Raw genomic sequence first — 17,478 nt, 5'->3', positions numbered from 1 at the left:
GGACACACTTGGTGAACGGCGATACCGCGTCGCCATGCGCAAAGGAGTCCACGATGCACGTCCGATCGACCCGTCTGGCCATCGGCGCCGGCGCTCTCGCCGCATCCGCATTGTTCGGCTTGTTCGGGGCCATCCCCACCGCACTGGCCAACGAGGACCCTGCGGCGAACCCGCCGAACTGCACGGCGGGCGACCTGGAGCAGGTGCGGGCCGGCGTTTCGGCAGCCACCTCGGTCTACCTGTTCACCCACCCGGACGTGAACGACTTCTTCTCCAGCCTCAAGGGGCTCACCCGGGAGCAGACAGTGGCCAAGGTCAAGGTCTACATGGCGCAGAACCCGCAGACCCACGACGAGCTGGCCGCCATCCGGCAGCCGCTGCTGGACCTCAAGGACCGTTGCGGACGCGCGCCGGGCGCCTGATTCGGCCGTCACGCCCGGGGTGCGACGGCGACACCCCGGGACGTTCGCCTTGTTAGCCTTCTCGTCATGCAGCGGTGGACGCGACGCACGGTCACGGTGACTGCGGGCGTGCTGGCCGCGATGCTGATGCTGACGGGTTGCAGCACGACGGTGCTCGACGGGCACGCGGTGTCGATGCTGTATGACCCCAGCCGGGCCGGCGGCCTGCCGGCCAAAGACGGTTACAGCGGTCCCCGGGCCGGAGCGCCGGAGCCCGGCACGGCCATCGTCAACAGCGACGGTGGTCCCGCCGATCACCTTGCCCTGCTCGCCGTCGACGACCTGGACGATTTCTGGTCGCACAACTGGGGCGGCGCGCTGACCGGGACGTTCACCCCGGTGTCGGGTCTGGTCTCCTACGACTCCACCAGTGCCGCCAACCCGGATGTGTGCGGCGGGAACCTGACCGATATGGCCAACGCGTTCTACTGCTTCGACAACGACACGATGGCGTGGGATCGGGGCCAGTTCATCCCGGGCGCGGCGAAGTACTTCGGCGATATGGGCGTCGTCGGGATCATCGCGCACGAGTTCGGCCATGCCGTCCAGGCCAAGGCCCACCTGGTCGAGAAGGGCGCACCGGTCCTGGTCAAGGAGCAGCAGGCCGATTGTTTCGCGGGTGTCTATCTGCACTGGGTGGCCTCGGGCAAATCGCCGCGGTTTTCCCTGTCCACCGGCGACGGCCTCAATCACGTTCTGGCCGGAGCCATCTACATCCGCGATCCGCTGATGACGCAAGAGGAAGCGCTGCTGTCCGGGGACACGCACGGCTCCGCGCTGGACCGGATCAGCGCATTCCAGATCGGCTTCAGCGGCAACGCCGACCAGTGCGCGGCCATCAACATGGCGGAGATCAAGAAGCGCCAGGGCGACCTGCCGCAGTTCCTGTCCTATGACGCCTACGGCGAACCGGCCAACGGCGACAGCACCATCGACGAAGACCTGCTCACCAAGTTGATGGCCTCGTTGAATCAGGTTTTCGCGCCCGCCGACCCGCCGAAGCTGAGCCTGGACCCGGGGAACTGCCCGGACGCCAAACCCACCTCGCCCGCGTCCTACTGCCCGGCCACCAACACCATCGGCGTGGATCTGCCCGCGCTCAAGGAGGTCGGTACACCGCGCAGCGAGAGTCAGGGTGTGCTCCTGCAAGGCGACAACACCGCGCTGTCGATGGTCACCTCACGCTATGTGCTTGCGCTGCAACATGACCGCGGCGTCCCGCTGCAATCGACCACCACCGCGTTGCGCACCGCCTGCCTGACGGGCGTCGGGCAGAGCAAGATGAGCGAACCGGGAAGCCCGCTGATGCTGTCCGCCGGCGACACCGATGAAGCGATCTCCGGCCTGCTGACCAGCGGGCTGGTCGCCAGTGACGTCGACGGTTCGACCGCGCTGGCCGGCTTCACCCGCATCCTGGCCTACCGCGCCGGACTGCAGGGCGACGCCGAGCAGTGCTACCAGAGGTTCTCCTGATGACGATTCAGATCGGCGGGACGTTCGGGCCCTACGAACTGCGCGCGCTGTTGGGCGTCGGTGGGATGGGCGAGGTGTATCAGGCCTTCGACACGGTCAAGGGGCGCATGGTCGCCCTCAAGCTGCTGCGGCCCGAACTGGCCGCCGATCCGTCCTTTCAGGAACGGTTCCGGCGCGAGTCCCGGATCGCCGCGCAGCTGCACGAGCCACACATCATCCCCGTGCACGATTTCGGGGCGATCGATGGCGTGCTCTATATCGACATGCGATTGGTGTCCGGGCACAACCTGAAATCCGTGCTGGCTCAACAAGGGCCGATGAACCCGCACCGGGCGGCAGCGGTGCTGACCCAGGTCGCGGCCGCGCTGGACGCCGCGCATGCCGGCGGCCTGACGCATCGCGACGTGAAACCCGAGAACGTCCTGCTGACACCCGAGGACTTCGCCTATCTGGTGGATTTCGGCATTGCCCGGTCCGGCACCGACAGCGGACTGACCACCGCCGGCTCGGCCATCGGGTCATGCGCATACATGGCACCCGAGCGATTCACCGATGGTGCCGTGGGCCCGCCGGCCGATGTCTACTCACTGGCCTGCCTGCTCTACGAACTCCTCACGGGTAGTTCACCATTCCCGTCCGGTGACATCGCCATGCTGATGAATGCGCACCTGTTCGCGGCGCCGCCGCGGCCCAGTGCGGCCCGGCCCGGGATCAGCGCCGCGTTCGACGACGTGGTGGCCTGGGGCATGGCCAAGGATCCCGCCCATCGCTGCCCGACCGCCGGTGGGCTGGCTCGCGCCGCCACCGCCGCGGCGACCGCGTTGTCCACGGCGCCGTCAGCCCCCACGATGCTCAACCCGGCCCAGCCGGTCTCCGGAAAGCTCACGGCATCAAAGGGTTCCGCCCGCGCGGTGGCACTGGCGGCGATCGGGCTCGCGGTGCTGGTGGTGGCCGCCGGCACCGTGGCATGGCTCGCGCTCGGCGATCGCGAAAAGCCCACCGCGAACCCGCCGACGGTGACGCGCACAGCAGCCACTACGCCACCCCGCACCACCGCAGCCTCGGCCACGACGACCGCCTCGACCGTCGCCCCCAGGGCATCCCTGCCGGGCACCGACGCCCTCGGCTTCCTCGCCTACCCCGGGGCCCGGTGCGATGCCGGCCAGCTGCCGGTGACATTGGCGCTGACGGCACAGTCGGCGGTGGTCATCTGCGAAACACCCTCAGGAGACTTCGTTTACCGGGGCGTGCGGCTGAGCGACAACGCCGGTATCGAGCTCGGCAATGCCGTACCCGTACCGGGTGGCGGCTTCGATATCACCAATCCCATCGACGGCACCCGCTATCAGATCCGCAATTCCGCGCTGACCATCACCGGACCCAGCGGCACCGAGCACACCGAATCGATGGAGCAGTATGCGTCCACGTTCTGAGATCTCATGACGACACCCACCGACCCACAGCAGCCGTGGTGGGCCCGGCCCGGCGGCGCCCCCGCGCCGGGCGCCGCACCGCCACCGCGGCCGTCGTACCCGCCGCCCGCGCCGCCCCCCGATCCGGCCCGTTACCGGCTGCCGCCGCAGCCGCCCATCTCGCACCGGGCTCCGGACAAAGCTAAGGGCCCGAACATGTTGCTCCTCGGCGGAATCGCCGGCGCCATCGTGCTGATCGCCGTCGTGGCGGTGAGCGTGTGGGCGTGGATGTTCCGCGCCGCCAACGTCATCACCGTCGCACAGGCCGAAGCCGGTGTACGGCAGATCCTTTCGGATCCCGTCAACGGCTACGGCGCCAACACGATCAGCGCCCTGCGGTGCAACGGCGGTAAGAACCCGGCAGCGGACAAGGGCGACAGCTTCACCTGTGAGGTGGAGATCGGCGGTACCGTCCGGCACGTCACCGCGGTGTTCCAGGACGACAAGGGCACGTTCGCCGTCGACGGGCCGCGCTAGAGTGCGCCGGGCCGCTTGTGCTGATGCCCATGCACGCCTTCGGCATACGCCGTCTCTGCGTGTTGGGTGAAGTCGATTCCGGCCATCTCGTCCTCCCTGGTGACCCGGAAACCGAACGTCGCGTTGATCAGTTTGCCGATCGCGTACGTCACGGCGAAGGCGAACGCCGCGACGGCCACGATGCCCACCGCCTGCTTGCCCAACTGGGTCAGCCCGCCCCCGTACAACAGGCCCTGCGGACCACCGGAGATCATCTCGGCGGCCAGCAGACCGATCAGGAAAGTGCCCACCACACCGCCGACGAAGTGCACCCCGACCACGTCCAGGGAATCGTCGTAGCCGGCCCGGAACTTCCACCCGATGGCGAAGGAGCAGACCACACCCGCGGCGGTACCGACGACGGCCGCGCCGATCGGCGTCACGAAACCGCATGACGGCGTGATGGCGACCAGACCGGCCACCACACCGGAGGCCGCGCCGAAGGTGGTCGGACGGCCGTCGCGAACCCGTTCGACCGCAAGCCAGCCCAGCATGCCCAGGCAGCCCGCGACCAGCGTGTTGAGGAAGATGACCGCGGCTTTGCCGTCGACGGCGAACGCCGAGCCGGCGTTGAAACCGAACCAGCCGAACCACAGCAGGCCGACCCCCAGCAGCACGAAGGGCAGGTTGTGCGGGCGCATCGCCTCGGATTTGAACCCGATCCGCGGACCGAGCACCAGTGCCAGCGCCAAAGCCGAGGCACCCGAGACGATTTCGACGACCAACCCGCCCGCGTAGTCCAAGGCGCCGAACGCCGCCAGCCAGCCGTCCGGCCCCCACACCCAGTGCGCCACCGGGGCGTACACGAGCAGCGTCCACAGCGGCAGGAACACGATCCACGCCGAGAATCTGGCCCGGTCCGCGATCGCGCCGCTGACAAGTGCGGCGGTCAGGATGGCGAATGCCAGCTGGAACGTCACGAACAGCAGCTCAGGGACATTGGACCGGACGGCCGCCAGGTCGATGTTGGCCAGCCCGAGATGGTCCAGATTGCCGATCACACCACCGCCGGCATCGGCACCGAAGGCCAGGCTGTACCCGGCCAGCAGCCAGGTCACGGTGACCACCGGGATGGCGATGAAGCTCATCATGATCATGTTGAGCACACCGGTGGAACGGACCATGCCGCCGTAGAAGATGGCCAGGCCGGGGGTCATCAACAAGACCAACGCGGTGCTGGCGAGCAGCCAGGCGGTCGCCGCCGGATCGATCTGCACACGGACTCCTTCGTCTCAGGGCAAACGCTCGGACGAGAGTACGACACATTGGTGCCGGGCAAACCTAGGCAGGGCCCCTGTACGGGGGCAGCCGCGTCCCCGAATCGTGTAGCGCTCGACGGGCCTGGGCTTCGGTGGGCGGTCGCGGCACCTCGACATGTCCAGGGGAGATCAGGCCGGCCAGCCACAACCCGACCAAGCGGGCGCTCGACCGCGGAGCGTCGTCGACGGTGCGATGGATGAGGCCGGCGTTGGCGATCAAGAGCACGGCCAAGTCGACGGGTGAGGCGTCTGTGCGCACCCTGCCGCTGCGCACTGCGCGCCGGAAGACCGAGGTGATGGCACGGTGATGACGGGCCCGCAGCTCCTCGACGTGCGCAGACAACGGCCGCAGAGACGCCAGCAGGTCGGCCAGACCGCGATTCGTGGCCTGCAGTTCGCACGTTGCCGTGACGCAGTCCCGCAACGCCGCCACGGGATCTTCGGCCCGCGCGGCATCCTCGGCGATGGCGCAGTACCGCTCGAGATGCCCCGCATACACCTCGGACAACAGTGCCTCCCGCGTCGGGAAATGCCGGTACAAGGTGGCGTTGCCGATCTCGGCACGCCTCGCGATCTCGTTCAGCGACACCTCCACGCCCTGCTCGGCGTATACCGCTTCGGCCGCGGCCAGCACGGCGGTCCGGTTGCGCTGAGCATCGGCTCGCACCACGAACTCCTCGATCGTCAGGCGAAATATCTGGGGATGCTTCCCCGTTTGATCCTACGTTCCGACAAGTGGGGAACGTTCCCCAATTAGGAGGCGACACGGTGAGAGCAGTGGTGGTCAGCGAATACGGCGGCCCGGACGTGCTGCGGCAAGTCGACATCGCAGAGCCGCATGCCGGTCCCGGTCGAGTGCGCATCAGGGTGCACGCCGCGACGGTCAACCCTGCCGACGTGCTGTTGCGGATCGGCGACATCGACGAGGCGCTGCGTGCCAGCACGTTGTCGGCGCCGTACCGCCCGGGGATGGAGGTCGCCGGGATCCTCGACGAAATCGGCCCGGGCGCGCGCGTCGACGTCCCCATCGGCGGGCGGGTCATGGCGATCATGATGCCGATCGACGAATCCGGCGGCGCCTACGCCGAATACGTCGTCGTCGACGCCGATCAGGTCACCGCCGCGCCCGCCGGAAGCAGTCACGCCGAAGCCGCCACCCTGCCGATGAACGGGCTGACCGCCCGGCGGGCGCTCGACGTGCTGAACCTGGCACCGGGTGAGACGCTGGCGGTCACGGGCGCAGCCGGCGCCGTCGGCGGCTACGTCGTAGAACTGGCCAAGGCTGACGGGCTCCGGGTGGTCGCCGACGCCGCCCGCGCCGACGAGCAGCTCGTCACCGCACTCGGCGCAGACGAGATCGTCACGCGAGGACCTGGCGTGGGACGGCGGATTCGGAAGGCACATCCAGAAGGGGTGGCAGCCGTCGTCGACGCCGCACTGCAGGGTGACGACGTGATGGCCGCGCTGCGCGACGGCGGTCAGATCGCCATCGTGCGGCGCCCCGGCGAGCGCGGCACCTCGACACTGCATCCCGAACGCGACATCGCGGTCCGCGACGTCTGGGTCCCCGACTACACCCACGCCACCGACAAGCTCGACGGCCTGAGGGTGCTCGCCGAGCAGGGCAAAGTCACGCTGCGGGTCGCCCAGACCTACCCTGCCGCAGATGCCGCCGCGGCACACCGCGCGCTCGAAAACGGCGGCATCCGTGGCCGTCTCGTCCTCATCTTCGATTAAGCGGCCTGCCATGAAACCCATCGGAGTCGGCATCAGGGGCGCGGGCTGGGCTGCCGGTTCCGGCATTACGAGCGCTGCCGCAGTACGACTTGCGTGCCGTCGCCGTGGAAGTGCCCGACCACAGCGATCTCCCGGCGCGAGCCGTCGCCGCGGAAAGATGGTCTTCAGCGAATGGCCGCTCGGCGTCGATCCGGCCCAGGCCGAGTACCTGGCGTCGAGGGCCGTCGACGCCGGCGTGCAGACCGTGATCGGTCTGGGATTCCCCCACGATCTGGACGAAGGCACTACGGTTGCCCCAACCTTCGGTGACGCCGTGCGATTGCACCGCCTGGTCGACCGGATAGCCGGCGGCGCGTCCAACGCCGGGGCAGTGATGGCGGCCGAACACGAGGAGGATTCATGCGCGCTGCAGTCCTGACCGCATACAACATTCCGCTGCAGATCGGTGAGATCCCCGATCCGGTTGCCGGCCCGGGCGAAGTCTTGGTGCGGGTCATGGCGAGTGGAGTGAACCCGCTCGACACCAAGATCCGCCGAGGCGAAGCCGCGCACGCGAAGATGGACCCGCCGGCCGTCCTCGGCATCGATATCGCCGGCGTGGTGGAAGCGGTGGGGTCCCAGGTCGACGGATTCCGCGCCGGGGACGAGATATTCGGCATGACCGGAGGAGTCGGCGGCGTGCAAGGTTCACTGGCCGAACTCGCCGCTGTCGATGCGCGGCTGATCAGTCGCAAGCCCGGCGCGCTGTCGATGGAGCAAGCCGCTGCCCTCCCCCTGGGTTTCATCACGTCTTGGGAGGGACTGGTCGACCGTGCGGGTGTCGAGGCGGGCCAACAGGTGCTGATCCACGGCGGATCGGGTGGGGTCGGTTTCCTCGCGGTACAGCTCGCCATTGCCCGCGGCGCAGAGGTATTCGCCACGGGGGGCCCGTCGAGCCAGGAGGTGATTCGGCAGGCCGGGGCGACGCCCATCGACTACACGTCAACCACCGTCGACGACTACGTCGATGCGCACACCGCCGGGAAGGGTTTCGACATCGTGGTCGACAACGTGGGTGGCGCCACCCTCGACGCCTCGTTCACCGCCGTCAAACGCTACAGCGGCCACGTGGTCAGCGCGTTGGGATGGGGCACGCACAGTCTGGCTCCTTTGTCCTTTCGTGGAGCGAGCTATTCGGGCGTGTTCACCCTGATGCCACTGCTGACCGGGGAAGGCCGTGAACACCACGGCCACATCGTGGCCCAAGCCGCGGCGCTGGCTGAGGCAGGGCAGTTGGTCCCGCGACTGCATTCGACGACGTTCACCCTCGATCAGGTCAATGAGGCGTACACGATGGTCGAAACAGGCACCGCGGCAGGAAAAGTGGTGGTGCTGCCGAACACCTGACGGCACCTCTGCCTGCCAGCAGGTAGAGGCGATGGGTGTCAGCGGGTGGCCGCGATGGCGGCAGACACTGACGACATCGCGGGCAGGCGGCGCAATCATCGAGGAGCGACGGCCGGTCACGCCGCCCCACCAGAAGGAGTCAACCCCATGAACTGGAACCCTAGCGACACCGCCGTCGTGTTCATCGATCCGCAGAACGACGTGCTCAGTCCCACCGGAATCAACTGGGCCGCAACCGGCGCAAGTGTCACCGAGAACGACACGGTCGCGCATATGCTCGCCATCTTCGAAGCGGCGCATGCGGCGTCGTTCGGGATGTTCATCTCGCCGCACTACTTCTATCCCACTGACCACCGCTGGTTGTTCAACGGAGCGTTGGAGGCCGACGAACTGCGAACCGGCACGTTCGACCGGCCGGGTCCACTTAATCTTGATGGGCTCCCCGGCTCGGGAGCCGACTGGCTCGAAGAATTCAAGCCCTACATCGAGGACCCCGAGACCGTCGTGGTCAGCCCACACAAGGTATTCGGCTCGCAGACAAACGATCTGGTGCTGCAGTTGCGCAAACGGCGGATCAACAAGGTCCTTCTGGGCGGAATGCTCGCGAACATGTGCGTCGAATCGCACCTGCGCGATCTCCTCGAACAGGGCTTCGAGGTCTACGTCGTCCGCGACGCCATCGCAGGCCCGCGCCACCCGGAGTGGGGGGATGGCTATCAGGCCGCGCTGGTCAACTACGCATATCTCGCGCACGGCGTGGTCTGGACCGACGATGTGGTCGCGGCGATGCACGCCGCGATCCGCGCGGCGAACGGAGGCTGATCGATGACACTTTTCTCAACGGCGTTCGGATTCCACACGACCGCTGCCGATGTCCTGAAAGGTCTCGACCTGTCGGGGCGCCGCGCCATCGTCACCGGCGCGACATCGGGCATTGGCGTGGAGACCGCTCGTGCGTTGGCGGCCGCAGGCGCCGAGGTCGTGCTCGGAGTACGCCGGCTCTCCGCAGGGCACCAGGTCGCGGACCAGATCACCGAATCAACCGGCAATCCGGCCGTCTCCCCGGCCGCTCTGGACGTCGCCGATCTTGAATCGGTGCGGGACTTCGTCGCCCGCATCGGTGACAGGCCTGTGCACATGCTGATCAACAACGCCGGCGTGATGGCACTGCCCGAACTGTCGCGAACTCCAAGCGGACGCGAGATGCAGTTCGCCACAAACTATCTCGGCCACTTCGCGCTCACCCTCGGACTGCATCCCGCGCTGAGGGCGGCCGGCGGCGCCCGGGTCGTGTCGGTCAGTTCCAGCGGACATCTGCTGTCGCCGGTCGTTTTCGACGACGTCGACTACCGTTTCCGGCCGTATGACCCGTGGACGGCGTACGGCCAGTCTAAGACTGCTGACGCCCTGCTGGCTGTCGGGGTGAGTGACCGTTGGCGGGAGGACGGCATCGTCGGCAACGCCCTCAATCCCGGCGCGGTCGCGACCGGACTCCAGAAACACACCGGAGGCCTGCGGACCCCGGTCGAGCGCCGCAAAACCATCGAGCAAGGGGCCGCGACGTCGGTGCTACTGGCGGCATCGCCGCTGGTGGACGGGATCAGCGGGCGCTACTTCGAAGACTGCAACGAAGCGCGCGTCGTCACCGCTCGCCCCGATGACTTCAGCGGTGTCGCGGCGTACGCCCTGGACCGGGACAACGCCGCTCGACTGTGGGACCTTGGCGCCGCATTGGCTGCGCAGTCCACGTAGCCACGCGCACAGCGCTCGACAACTGTAGTGCGGGTGCTGCAGTCGCAAGCGTGCCGTGAATGCAATCTTTCGTCGCCGGTCGAGCCCGAACTAGACCGCTGCCGGGCCTGCGCCAGCTTCGGCGGTCGAGCGATGTCGTTGGGTTCGTTGTGACCGGTGTTCGGCGGCCGTCACCACAGTCCCGGCGGCCAGGACGGCAATTCCGACGGTCGCGAACGCCGAGGCGGCTGTCATGCGGTCGACGAGTTGCCCGGCGACCGTGCTTCCCACGGTGTACCCAATGCCGCCAGCGGAATACAGCAGGCTGAATCCCACTGTCCAATCGCGTTCGGGTAGTTGCGTGGTGAGCGCAATGTTTCGGCCGAGCAGTGCCGGCGCTTCGGCGGCGCCGATCAGTACGCACAGCGCCAGGCTTAACCACAGAAGTTCTGCACTCAGCCCAATGATGGTCATGAGTACTCCCATGGTCAGAATCCCCGCCTGGGAATGTATCCAGGGCGTTCCAGGCCACCGCCGCATGCCATATATCGCACTGGCGCTCATGCTGACAGCGGCCAGTCCGGCAAGAATGAGACCAGAGAGGACTTGCGGAGCGCCGCTGACTGCTATGTGCGCGGGTAGGAGCACGTCAAGTGCGGCCAGCGTTGCCATGATCACCGCCGATACCACGACTGGAGTTAGCAAGGTGCGTGCAAGCCGAATCGGAGATGTCCGCATTTCACCGAGGTCATCGTGGCGAGGGCTTCCGGTGAGCCGCGCTAGCGCTGGCAACGTAAAAACTAGCCCGACCGCGACAATGACAAGCGGCGCCCAAGGATCGACAGCAGCGCCGAGGGCGGCGAGAGTGGGGCCGATTAGCCAGCACGCTTGGCTGATGATGTTGTCGATGCTGAGCGCTTGGTCGCGCATCGTCACATCGGTCGCCGAGGCGATGTAGCTGCGTAGTGCACCTGGCACCCCGGAGGCCACACCGCCGGCAGCCGCCATGGTCGCGACGGCCAGCGGCCACCATCCTGGTCTCCAGGCGATGACCGAGAGCGTGGCGACGATAAAGATCGCTTCGGCGGAGACCGCCACCGCTAGCTCACGGCGTAGGCGTCCCTCTTGCGCGCGCCGCCCCATGATCGGCGCGAGCAGCGCCTCACCGGCGGCGTAGCCACCTGCCATCATGCCGCCGATGGCGTAGCTGTCGACAACGTCGGCCGCCAGCAGCACGCACGCCAGCGGCACCGTTGACACCGCGAGGCGAGTACCCGTTGTCGCCAGCGCCCACGTCAGAACAGCGCGGGACGTCAGCATATGTCGGTAAGACATGTCACTCGCTTTCTACGTTACCATTCATTGTTTACGTTGGTAACGTCTCGTTGCAGGTCGATGAAGACCCGGCAGGAAGGAATGCGGGATGATTGAGGATTCGGAGCGCAGCGGTGCACCCGAGGGGCTCGAGGATGTTCGAACGCTGTTGAACAGCTGGCACATCCCCAACGACACGCGCATCCCTCGTGATGATCTGTCATCGTGGCTTGACGACGGAGAATTCTGGTACAACCACTTCGAGGTAGTCCCCTTCCCGCGCAGAGGGATACAAGCACGCAAGCTACGTGTGGTCCGTGACGCCATTCGGGCCCTGGTTAATGGCGACCCGCACGAGTTCGACGCGCTTCTCATCGAGCAACCGCCGACGATCACAGTCAGGAACGGACAACTCGAATTCATCTCTGCTGCGTCGGCATCCAGTCGCGTCATGTCCTTGGTGCTGGATGCCGCAGCGGGCGGCACGTTGCCTCGACTGCGGACCTGCCTCGACTGTGGATGGGCATTTTATGACTCATCCCGCAACAACCGTCGTCGCTGGTGCGCGATGAGTCCGTCTCCGCGGGGCCGTGGATGTGGCTCGGCGGCAAAGGCCCGTACCTATCGCGCACGGTCCAATCAGTGACCCACATGTGATGCCAGTTCGAGCACTTTGGTGCTGAACGCCTCGGCGTTGACCACCGCTCGCTTGTGCCTTCCTTGCAGGATCGCGGCCTTTGCGTCATGTGCCCGTACCTCGAAGGTGAGCGTGCGCGACCCGATTTCGATGAGTTGGGCTGTGACCGTCACGGTGTCGCCGGTCGGCGTCGGGGCTTGGTGGACGCTGTCGTGCGCCGCGCCGACGGTCATGCATTCGGACGGCAACTGACCCTCGATCGCCTTCATTGCTGCGATTTCGCTGAGCCACAGTAGGACTGGGGTTGCCAGGACGTCGAGTTCGTTGCCCCAAGCACTCGCCGAATCCTCGGGTGTGACCTTGTGGGTGATCGTCGCCTGCGCTCCGATGGTGAATGTGCCGCTTGTCGTGGTCATGCTGCCTCCTCGGTGAATTGACGGTGCATCTGGTTGAAGATGTTCTTTCGCTGCATCTCGGCGGTGCCGCCGGCGATCAGGCAGCCGTATGCATCGACGAGCCGTTGGACGGTGGGGCCAGCCATGTATCCGAGGTGGCCTTGGATCCGCAGGGCGTGCTCAGTTCCCGACCGCAGGGTCTCGGCACCGTAGAATTTCGCGGTGGAGCACAATCGGTTCGCGTCGGGATGTTCGGCAATCAGGGCATCGAGGGCGGTGTAGGAAATGGATCTTGTCACATCAATCGACATGCGAATGTCGGTGAGGCGCTGCTGGATGTACTGGTAGTCGATGATCCGGTGCTTGAATGCCTCGCGCTTGGCGCTGAACGCAATCGCCTCGTGGAGAACAGGTTCGAGGTAGCTCGCCGCGAGAACGCCATACAGCAACCGGTCGAAACTGATCGTCTGGTAGATGGCTCGCAACCCATCGCCTGGAGTTCCGACCACGGCGTCGTGGCGCAGAGGTACTGCGTCGAGAGTGAAGGGACCCGTCGGGCTGCTTCGGTTTCCCGCCATGTCTTCGATTAATCCTCGTTCGACGTTGGGGGCGTGCATATCAACGACGAACAGCGTGATATCGCGGTCGCCGAGCGACGGGACGCGCCCGAGGACGAATGCGAGGTCCGCGATCGGACCGTGGGTAACGTGATCCTTCGATCCGGTCAACACGTAGCCATCTGGCGTTTCTTGAGCGAACGTCTCAACGCGCGCTACGTCGGAGCCACCGCGAGTTTCGGTCAGGGCCGTGGCTCCGACGCCGCCTTCGATCAGGATCGGCAAATAGTGCCTGATCTGGTCGTCCGTGCAGAAGGTGAGCATGCTTCGGATCAGGCCAGCATGTGCGACCAGCGAGAGGGCGAAACCGAGATCGCGGCCGCCGACTGCGATGCCCTCGAATGCCGACACGAAATCCCACCATGTTCCGCCGTCGCCGCCGAATCGCTTCGGAACTGCCAGCCGCCACAGACCCTCCGAAGCGAGCTCGCGCCACGACTCGAGGTCGAGAGTTCCCTGTTCATAATGTGTTTGAGCGCGTTTGGCCACGCTCGCCTCGGCCACCGCCGTATATCGGCTCTTCAGGGCGTGATCGATGCTCATTGGTTGTTCTCCTTTGGCTCGAAGGTCGTGAGGGCTTGGTGAAGGCGGTCGAGTAGGTCGTCGACCTCGCCAGACGTGCTGTTCAGCGGTGGTGCGATCAGCAGGGACGCCGAGCGCGCGTCGACTCCCGCCGGATACACGGCAACGTCGTGTGTGAGGCAATGTCCGACAAGTAAGGACGCGGTATCGGATGCGCTGTCGCCGAGAACCGGTAGCGCGTGCAGAAGGCCTCGCCCGCGTGGTGGTCCGACGTACGGCGTGTGCTCGGCGATGGCGGTCAGGCCGTCCGACAGCCGTCGACCCGTGGCACCGACGTTGGTGATGATGTCCTCCTCATCGAGGATCTTGAGCACGGTGTTGGCGACGGCGGCAGCGACGGGGCTCTCTGCCATGGTGTGGCCGAACGTGCCGAGGTCGGGCGCGTCGGACAGCACGCCGCCTACTGCGGCCCGTACCATCGTGGCTGCGATCGGCATGTATCCCGCGCCCAGACCCTTGCTCGCGACGACGATGTCGGCGTCGAGGCCCATGTCTGCGGATGCCAAGAGGGCGCCGGCTCGGCCAAATCCTGTCATCACCTCATCGGCTATGACCAATGCGCCGACATCGCTGGCCGCCTCGCGGATGGCTCTCAGCGTTTCGGGCTCCTGCGGAGCCGCGCCGGAGGCGGCACCGCCGACAGGTTCGACGACGACGGCCGCGAGGCGTTCCCCGGCGCGGTGAATGGCACCCCGCCATGCCTGAGCCGATGCCCGCGCACCGATTCTCTCCGGTGCGCGGACCCATTCGGGAGCCGTGTAGCGGTCCATGTCGCCGAATGACCGATGCCGGACCGGATGCCCAGATACGCCCAGGGCGCCGCTGGACATACCGTGATACGACGGCCATTCCGCAAGCAGCTGAGTCCTCGGGGTTGCAGATGCACGTCCGCGATGCCGCACACGAGCGTGGTACGTCCAGGCCACGCGGAAAGCCTGTTCGAGTCCGTCCGAACCCGAACTTGCCAGGAGGTGGTGAGTCATCGCCCCATTGGTTGCCGCCGTCAGCCGGGAACGCAACTCATTTGTTGCTGCGCTGGAAAAGAGCCCGCGCCAGGCGAAGTGGAGATCCGCCGCCTGGGAAGACATGACGTTGACAACGTCTGGATGCGTGTGCCCGAGGTTGACGTTGATGGCGCCCGAGCAACCGTCGAAGATGGTCCGACCGCAAGTCGTCGTCAGGTAGGCGCGATGGGCCGACGTCACGGTGAGTCGCCGGTCGCTAGTCGGCGTGGAGGCATGGGGCGGTATCCGGCCGGTGTCTGTAGATTTCAGGATCAGTACCATCGCAGGATCACCGCACCTGTCGTCATTCCACCGCCGACTGCGAGCATCATCACTGTTTCGCCCCGAGAAATCGGGGATCGCGCATGCTCGACTGCCAATGTCATGGGTACCGAAGCCGAGGCGGTATTGCCAAAACGGTCCGCTGTCACGGCGACTCGCCGCGGATCAACACCCAACTCGGCGGTCAGTGCTTCAACGAGACGAACGTTGCCCTGGTGCATGATGATTCGGTCGACATCGCCCATTTGAAGGTCTGCCTCATCGCAGGCTTGTTGAGCCGCCTTTGGCACAGCGACCAAGGCGAACTCTTTGACTAATTTGCCGTTCATCTGGAACCGGTCGAGCCCTTGTTGTAGTGACGCCGCGTCAAGCGGGTGAGCCGAACCGCCGGCCGGGACTTGCACGTAGTCGGCCAAAGACCCGTCGGAAGTGAGGCAATGTCCGATCATCCCGAAACCAGCTGGTACGGAGCCGATTACCGCTGCCCCCGCGCCATCACCGAACAGTGAGACCGTCCTACGATCGCCTCTATTCATGATGCGCGAGTACGTATCGGCACCGATCACCAGCGCAGTCTCCGACGCTTCGCCCCCAACTGACAACACGCCAGCCGCAGCCACGAAGGCGTAGAGGAATCCGCAGCAGACAGCATTAACGTCGAAGGCGGCGGTGCCGTTGAGGTTGAGGTTGTTCTGGACACGAGCTGCCGTCGAAGGCAATTGCTGATCTGGAGTACTCGTCGCAACGACGATCGTATGGACTTGGCCTGCTGATACTGCTGCCATCGACATAGCGTGGCGACCCGCTTGGCTGGCGAGGACTGACGTTGGCTCATCGTCTTTCGCATACCGCCGTTGCCGCACCCCCGTGCGCTCTACCACCCATTGTCCGTTCACCTGGCACCACTGTGCGATCTCGTCGTTGCCGACGATCCTCGATGGCACCGAGAATCCGGTGCCGAATATTCCAATCCCCACTAGAACGCCCCCCTTGGTGATCCATCTGCAGTCACGGTACGTCACCATTCACTTGATTAGAAGGTGACGCTCATGAATACTAAGAACAGTTGAGCAAACACGTCAACACAGAACACGAGCGGCGACGGACCACGCGCAGGCTCCAGGTCGGCCCGATACAGGTTCGTGTGCAGGCGATTTGAACGATGCCCCGAACGCACGTTCGTTTAGCCAGCACGCCGATTCGAATGCAATCCACCCACAGCAAGACACCATCCAGAAGGGCAGCGAGATGCCACGGATAATCATTGGCAACGTCGACAGCGAGTACATGAACACCGCTCCCGAGCGACTCGACTGGGCCACGCTCTGCACCGACTCAGCCGTAGCCAACCGACTCGCGTGGTACCTGGCCGATCACTGCGCCCTTGTACTGCCGAGTCCGGCCACGCCGGAGTTCTTAAGCTACGTAGCACAGCTCACAGGGGTGGATGCCGCCACCGTGACGGTCATATCGCCGGCCGATTCGCCGATCGCAACACCGAAACTATTGACCAGGACGAACTTGTTCGAGCCTGCTGTCATGTCCGAGGTGGTCGAGTGGGCGAAGAACAGCGACGGAACCGCAGAAGTGCTTGCCTACCTCTATGACCCCAACGTCAGCCGCCTCGCCGAAGCGATAAGCGCTCGTCCGATTGACGACACGGCCTTCGTCCGCGGCGGCGGAGCGATCGAGCTCAACCAAAAGTCGGTCTTCAAACGGACCGCGAAGCTGCTCGGTATCCCACAGCCCGAGGGCACGTCGGTCGACACGCCGCAAGAGATGGCAGCAACCATCTCACGACTTCTGACCACAACGGGTCGAGTGATCGTCAAGATGAACTCGGCCGCAGGAGGGGACGGCAATACCCTGATTTACGTGCGGGGACGCGCCTGCCCTGGCATCGGGACAGTCACGCAGATCGAGGTCGACAGCGGAGCCCGTGACGACGACATCGAGTCGGCTGTAGCGATGATTTGGGGCAACGAGAGCGGCGGGAGCACACCGAACCAGAGCTTCGTCGTCGAGGAATATCATGCGAACGCCGAGTCGTACTACGCAGAGTTCTATGTGCCCGACGGCCACCGCAGTCCCGAGCTTCGAAACTTCGGCCGGATGCGCATGGAGCCCGTGTGGAACGGCTTTGAAATCCCGTCGGACCGCATGTCTCAGGTGCAGGCAGCTCAATTCTGCTGCTATTCAAATAGTCTCGCGCATCATGCACAGCACATGGGATACGCAGGCCTGCTTAACGTCGACGGGCTGGTCACCGAAGACGGTAAAGTTCTGGTCAACGAATTCAATGGACGCTACGGTGGCTGCTCTCACATCGACCACATCTCCCGTCAGCTCTACGGCGACTCCTACGCAAACAAGATCACCATCGTCAGCAAGAATCACGTACCAACTACGTTGTCGTTCGTTGAATTAGCAGGCAAACTAAACGAACATCATCTCGCTTGGGATCCAGGCACCCGAACCGGATGCATCATCGCTACCGAAGACTGCGCCCGCACCCAGACATTCGAGTACATCGCCTACGCGCAAAATCCCGCCGCGGCAACACAACTTGAGACGGCAATCGCAGAGGTTGCCACCCCTTAACGCGGGTGGTC

The 17,478-nt window shown here is 65.4% G+C and carries 18 protein-coding genes; 11 read left to right on the top strand and 7 right to left on the bottom strand.

Annotation, left to right across the window (positions count from 1 at the left end; genetic code table 11):
- The first annotated feature begins 53 nt into the window (after positions 1 to 53).
- From ACXPWS_RS08195 to ACXPWS_RS08180, 4 genes are all read left to right on the top strand, one after another.
- Positions 54 to 422, top strand: a complete 369-nt coding sequence (locus ACXPWS_RS08195) for a heme-binding protein (RefSeq protein ID WP_458711964.1) — start codon at positions 54 to 56, stop codon at positions 420 to 422.
- A gap of 66 nt (positions 423 to 488) precedes the next feature.
- Positions 489 to 1,934 carry a neutral zinc metallopeptidase gene (locus ACXPWS_RS08190; RefSeq protein WP_458711963.1) on the top strand — a complete coding sequence of 482 codons (1,446 nt, stop codon included), beginning with the start codon at positions 489 to 491 and terminating at the stop codon, positions 1,932 to 1,934.
- Positions 1,934 to 3,367, top strand: coding sequence for a serine/threonine-protein kinase (locus tag ACXPWS_RS08185; protein ID WP_458711962.1), 1,434 nt, complete (start codon positions 1,934 to 1,936; stop codon positions 3,365 to 3,367). The genes ACXPWS_RS08190 and ACXPWS_RS08185 overlap by 1 nt, the downstream gene beginning before the upstream one ends.
- Before the next feature lie 6 nt (positions 3,368 to 3,373).
- Positions 3,374 to 3,883, top strand: a complete 510-nt coding sequence (locus ACXPWS_RS08180) for a DUF4333 domain-containing protein (RefSeq protein ID WP_458711961.1) — start codon at positions 3,374 to 3,376, stop codon at positions 3,881 to 3,883.
- Here the strand turns inward: ACXPWS_RS08180 and ACXPWS_RS08175 are convergent.
- Both ACXPWS_RS08175 and ACXPWS_RS08170 read right to left on the bottom strand, forming a co-directional pair.
- Positions 3,880 to 5,079, bottom strand: a complete 1,200-nt coding sequence (locus tag ACXPWS_RS08175; RefSeq protein WP_458713455.1) for an ammonium transporter — start codon at positions 5,077 to 5,079, stop codon at positions 3,880 to 3,882. The genes ACXPWS_RS08180 and ACXPWS_RS08175 overlap by 4 nt on opposite strands.
- Positions 5,080 to 5,203: 124 nt before the next feature.
- A complete protein-coding gene (locus tag ACXPWS_RS08170) occupies positions 5,204 to 5,848 on the bottom strand; it encodes a TetR/AcrR family transcriptional regulator (protein WP_458711960.1) in 645 nt (214 codons plus the stop codon).
- Between the two features lie 101 nt (positions 5,849 to 5,949).
- On the opposite strand from ACXPWS_RS08170, the gene ACXPWS_RS08165 reads away from it, so the two are divergent.
- The 5 genes from ACXPWS_RS08165 (at position 5,950) to ACXPWS_RS08145 (ending at position 10,056) form a co-directional block, all read left to right on the top strand.
- Positions 5,950 to 6,918 carry an NADP-dependent oxidoreductase gene (locus ACXPWS_RS08165; RefSeq protein ID WP_458711959.1) on the top strand — a complete coding sequence of 323 codons (969 nt, stop codon included), beginning with the start codon at positions 5,950 to 5,952 and terminating at the stop codon, positions 6,916 to 6,918.
- A gap of 157 nt (positions 6,919 to 7,075) precedes the next feature.
- The gene (locus ACXPWS_RS08160) at positions 7,076 to 7,336 is read left to right on the top strand and encodes a hypothetical protein (RefSeq protein ID WP_458711958.1); all 261 of its coding nucleotides are present in this window, start codon (positions 7,076 to 7,078) and stop codon (positions 7,334 to 7,336) included.
- Complete coding sequence (locus ACXPWS_RS08155; RefSeq protein WP_458711957.1) at positions 7,318 to 8,304, top strand: zinc-dependent alcohol dehydrogenase family protein; 987 nt, start codon at positions 7,318 to 7,320, stop codon at positions 8,302 to 8,304. Before ACXPWS_RS08160 ends, ACXPWS_RS08155 begins: the two co-directional genes overlap by 19 nt.
- 54 nt (positions 8,305 to 8,358) lie before the next feature.
- Complete coding sequence (locus ACXPWS_RS08150; protein ID WP_458713454.1) at positions 8,359 to 9,126, top strand: isochorismatase family protein; 768 nt, start codon at positions 8,359 to 8,361, stop codon at positions 9,124 to 9,126.
- Between the two features lie 3 nt (positions 9,127 to 9,129).
- On the top strand, positions 9,130 to 10,056 hold the full coding sequence (locus ACXPWS_RS08145) for an SDR family NAD(P)-dependent oxidoreductase (RefSeq protein ID WP_458711956.1): 927 nt from the start codon (positions 9,130 to 9,132) through the stop codon (positions 10,054 to 10,056).
- Positions 10,057 to 10,146: 90 nt separating this feature from the next.
- Here the strand turns inward: ACXPWS_RS08145 and ACXPWS_RS08140 are convergent, their stop codons facing one another.
- Positions 10,147 to 11,286 (bottom strand): MFS transporter, encoded by a 1,140-nt coding sequence (locus ACXPWS_RS08140; RefSeq protein ID WP_458711955.1) that lies wholly within the window; start codon positions 11,284 to 11,286, stop codon positions 10,147 to 10,149.
- Between the two features lie 172 nt (positions 11,287 to 11,458).
- Between ACXPWS_RS08140 and ACXPWS_RS08135 the strand changes: the two genes are divergently transcribed.
- A complete protein-coding gene (locus tag ACXPWS_RS08135) occupies positions 11,459 to 11,995 on the top strand; it encodes a CGNR zinc finger domain-containing protein (protein WP_458711954.1) in 537 nt (178 codons plus the stop codon).
- Here the strand turns inward: ACXPWS_RS08135 and ACXPWS_RS08130 are convergent.
- Genes ACXPWS_RS08130 through ACXPWS_RS08115 form a run of 4 tightly spaced genes read right to left on the bottom strand, consistent with a single transcriptional unit; the run spans position 11,989 to position 15,891 of the window.
- On the bottom strand, positions 11,989 to 12,402 hold the full coding sequence (locus ACXPWS_RS08130; protein ID WP_458711953.1) for a thioesterase family protein: 414 nt from the start codon (positions 12,400 to 12,402) through the stop codon (positions 11,989 to 11,991). The genes ACXPWS_RS08135 and ACXPWS_RS08130 overlap by 7 nt on opposite strands.
- Positions 12,399 to 13,541: an acyl-CoA dehydrogenase family protein gene (locus ACXPWS_RS08125; RefSeq protein ID WP_458711952.1), complete on the bottom strand. Its 1,143-nt coding sequence runs from the start codon at positions 13,539 to 13,541 to the stop codon at positions 12,399 to 12,401. The genes ACXPWS_RS08130 and ACXPWS_RS08125 overlap by 4 nt, the downstream gene beginning before the upstream one ends.
- Complete coding sequence (locus ACXPWS_RS08120) at positions 13,538 to 14,866, bottom strand: aminotransferase class III-fold pyridoxal phosphate-dependent enzyme (RefSeq protein ID WP_458711951.1); 1,329 nt, start codon at positions 14,864 to 14,866, stop codon at positions 13,538 to 13,540. The genes ACXPWS_RS08125 and ACXPWS_RS08120 overlap by 4 nt, the downstream gene beginning before the upstream one ends.
- On the bottom strand, positions 14,857 to 15,891 hold the full coding sequence (locus ACXPWS_RS08115) for a 3-oxoacyl-ACP synthase III family protein (protein ID WP_458711950.1): 1,035 nt from the start codon (positions 15,889 to 15,891) through the stop codon (positions 14,857 to 14,859). The genes ACXPWS_RS08120 and ACXPWS_RS08115 overlap by 10 nt, the downstream gene beginning before the upstream one ends.
- A 130-nt stretch (positions 15,892 to 16,021) precedes the next feature.
- Here ACXPWS_RS08115 and ACXPWS_RS08110 point away from each other — a divergent pair, with 130 nt between their 5' ends.
- Positions 16,022 to 17,467: a preATP grasp domain-containing protein gene (locus ACXPWS_RS08110; RefSeq protein ID WP_458711949.1), complete on the top strand. Its 1,446-nt coding sequence runs from the start codon at positions 16,022 to 16,024 to the stop codon at positions 17,465 to 17,467.
- Positions 17,468 to 17,478: the final 11 nt, after the last annotated feature.

The organism is Mycobacterium sp. BMJ-28, assembly GCF_054404835.1.
The sequence above is the reverse complement of the archived record's forward strand: the minus strand, read 5'-3'. Positions and strand labels throughout refer to the sequence as shown.

Excerpts from the sequence above, each read along its gene's own strand:
- ACXPWS_RS08195 (WP_458711964.1), top strand. The coding sequence starts at position 54 with ATGCACGTCCGATCGACCCGTCTGGCCATCGGCGCCGGCGCTCTCGCC.
- ACXPWS_RS08190 (WP_458711963.1), top strand. The coding sequence starts at position 489 with ATGCAGCGGTGGACGCGACGCACGGTCACGGTGACTGCGGGCGTGCTG.
- ACXPWS_RS08185 (WP_458711962.1), top strand. The coding sequence starts at position 1,934 with ATGACGATTCAGATCGGCGGGACGTTCGGGCCCTACGAACTGCGCGCG.
- ACXPWS_RS08180 (WP_458711961.1), top strand. The coding sequence starts at position 3,374 with ATGACGACACCCACCGACCCACAGCAGCCGTGGTGGGCCCGGCCCGGC.
- ACXPWS_RS08175 (WP_458713455.1), bottom strand. The coding sequence starts at position 5,079 with ATGACCCCCGGCCTGGCCATCTTCTACGGCGGCATGGTCCGTTCCACC.
- ACXPWS_RS08160 (WP_458711958.1), top strand. The coding sequence starts at position 7,076 with ATGGTCTTCAGCGAATGGCCGCTCGGCGTCGATCCGGCCCAGGCCGAG.
- ACXPWS_RS08155 (WP_458711957.1), top strand. The coding sequence starts at position 7,318 with ATGCGCGCTGCAGTCCTGACCGCATACAACATTCCGCTGCAGATCGGT.
- ACXPWS_RS08150 (WP_458713454.1), top strand. The coding sequence starts at position 8,359 with ATGGCGGCAGACACTGACGACATCGCGGGCAGGCGGCGCAATCATCGA.
- ACXPWS_RS08145 (WP_458711956.1), top strand. The coding sequence starts at position 9,130 with ATGACACTTTTCTCAACGGCGTTCGGATTCCACACGACCGCTGCCGAT.
- ACXPWS_RS08135 (WP_458711954.1), top strand. The coding sequence starts at position 11,459 with ATGATTGAGGATTCGGAGCGCAGCGGTGCACCCGAGGGGCTCGAGGAT.
- ACXPWS_RS08130 (WP_458711953.1), bottom strand. The coding sequence starts at position 12,402 with ATGACCACGACAAGCGGCACATTCACCATCGGAGCGCAGGCGACGATC.
- ACXPWS_RS08125 (WP_458711952.1), bottom strand. The coding sequence starts at position 13,541 with ATGAGCATCGATCACGCCCTGAAGAGCCGATATACGGCGGTGGCCGAG.
- ACXPWS_RS08120 (WP_458711951.1), bottom strand. The coding sequence starts at position 14,866 with ATGGTACTGATCCTGAAATCTACAGACACCGGCCGGATACCGCCCCAT.
- ACXPWS_RS08115 (WP_458711950.1), bottom strand. The coding sequence starts at position 15,891 with ATGGTGACGTACCGTGACTGCAGATGGATCACCAAGGGGGGCGTTCTA.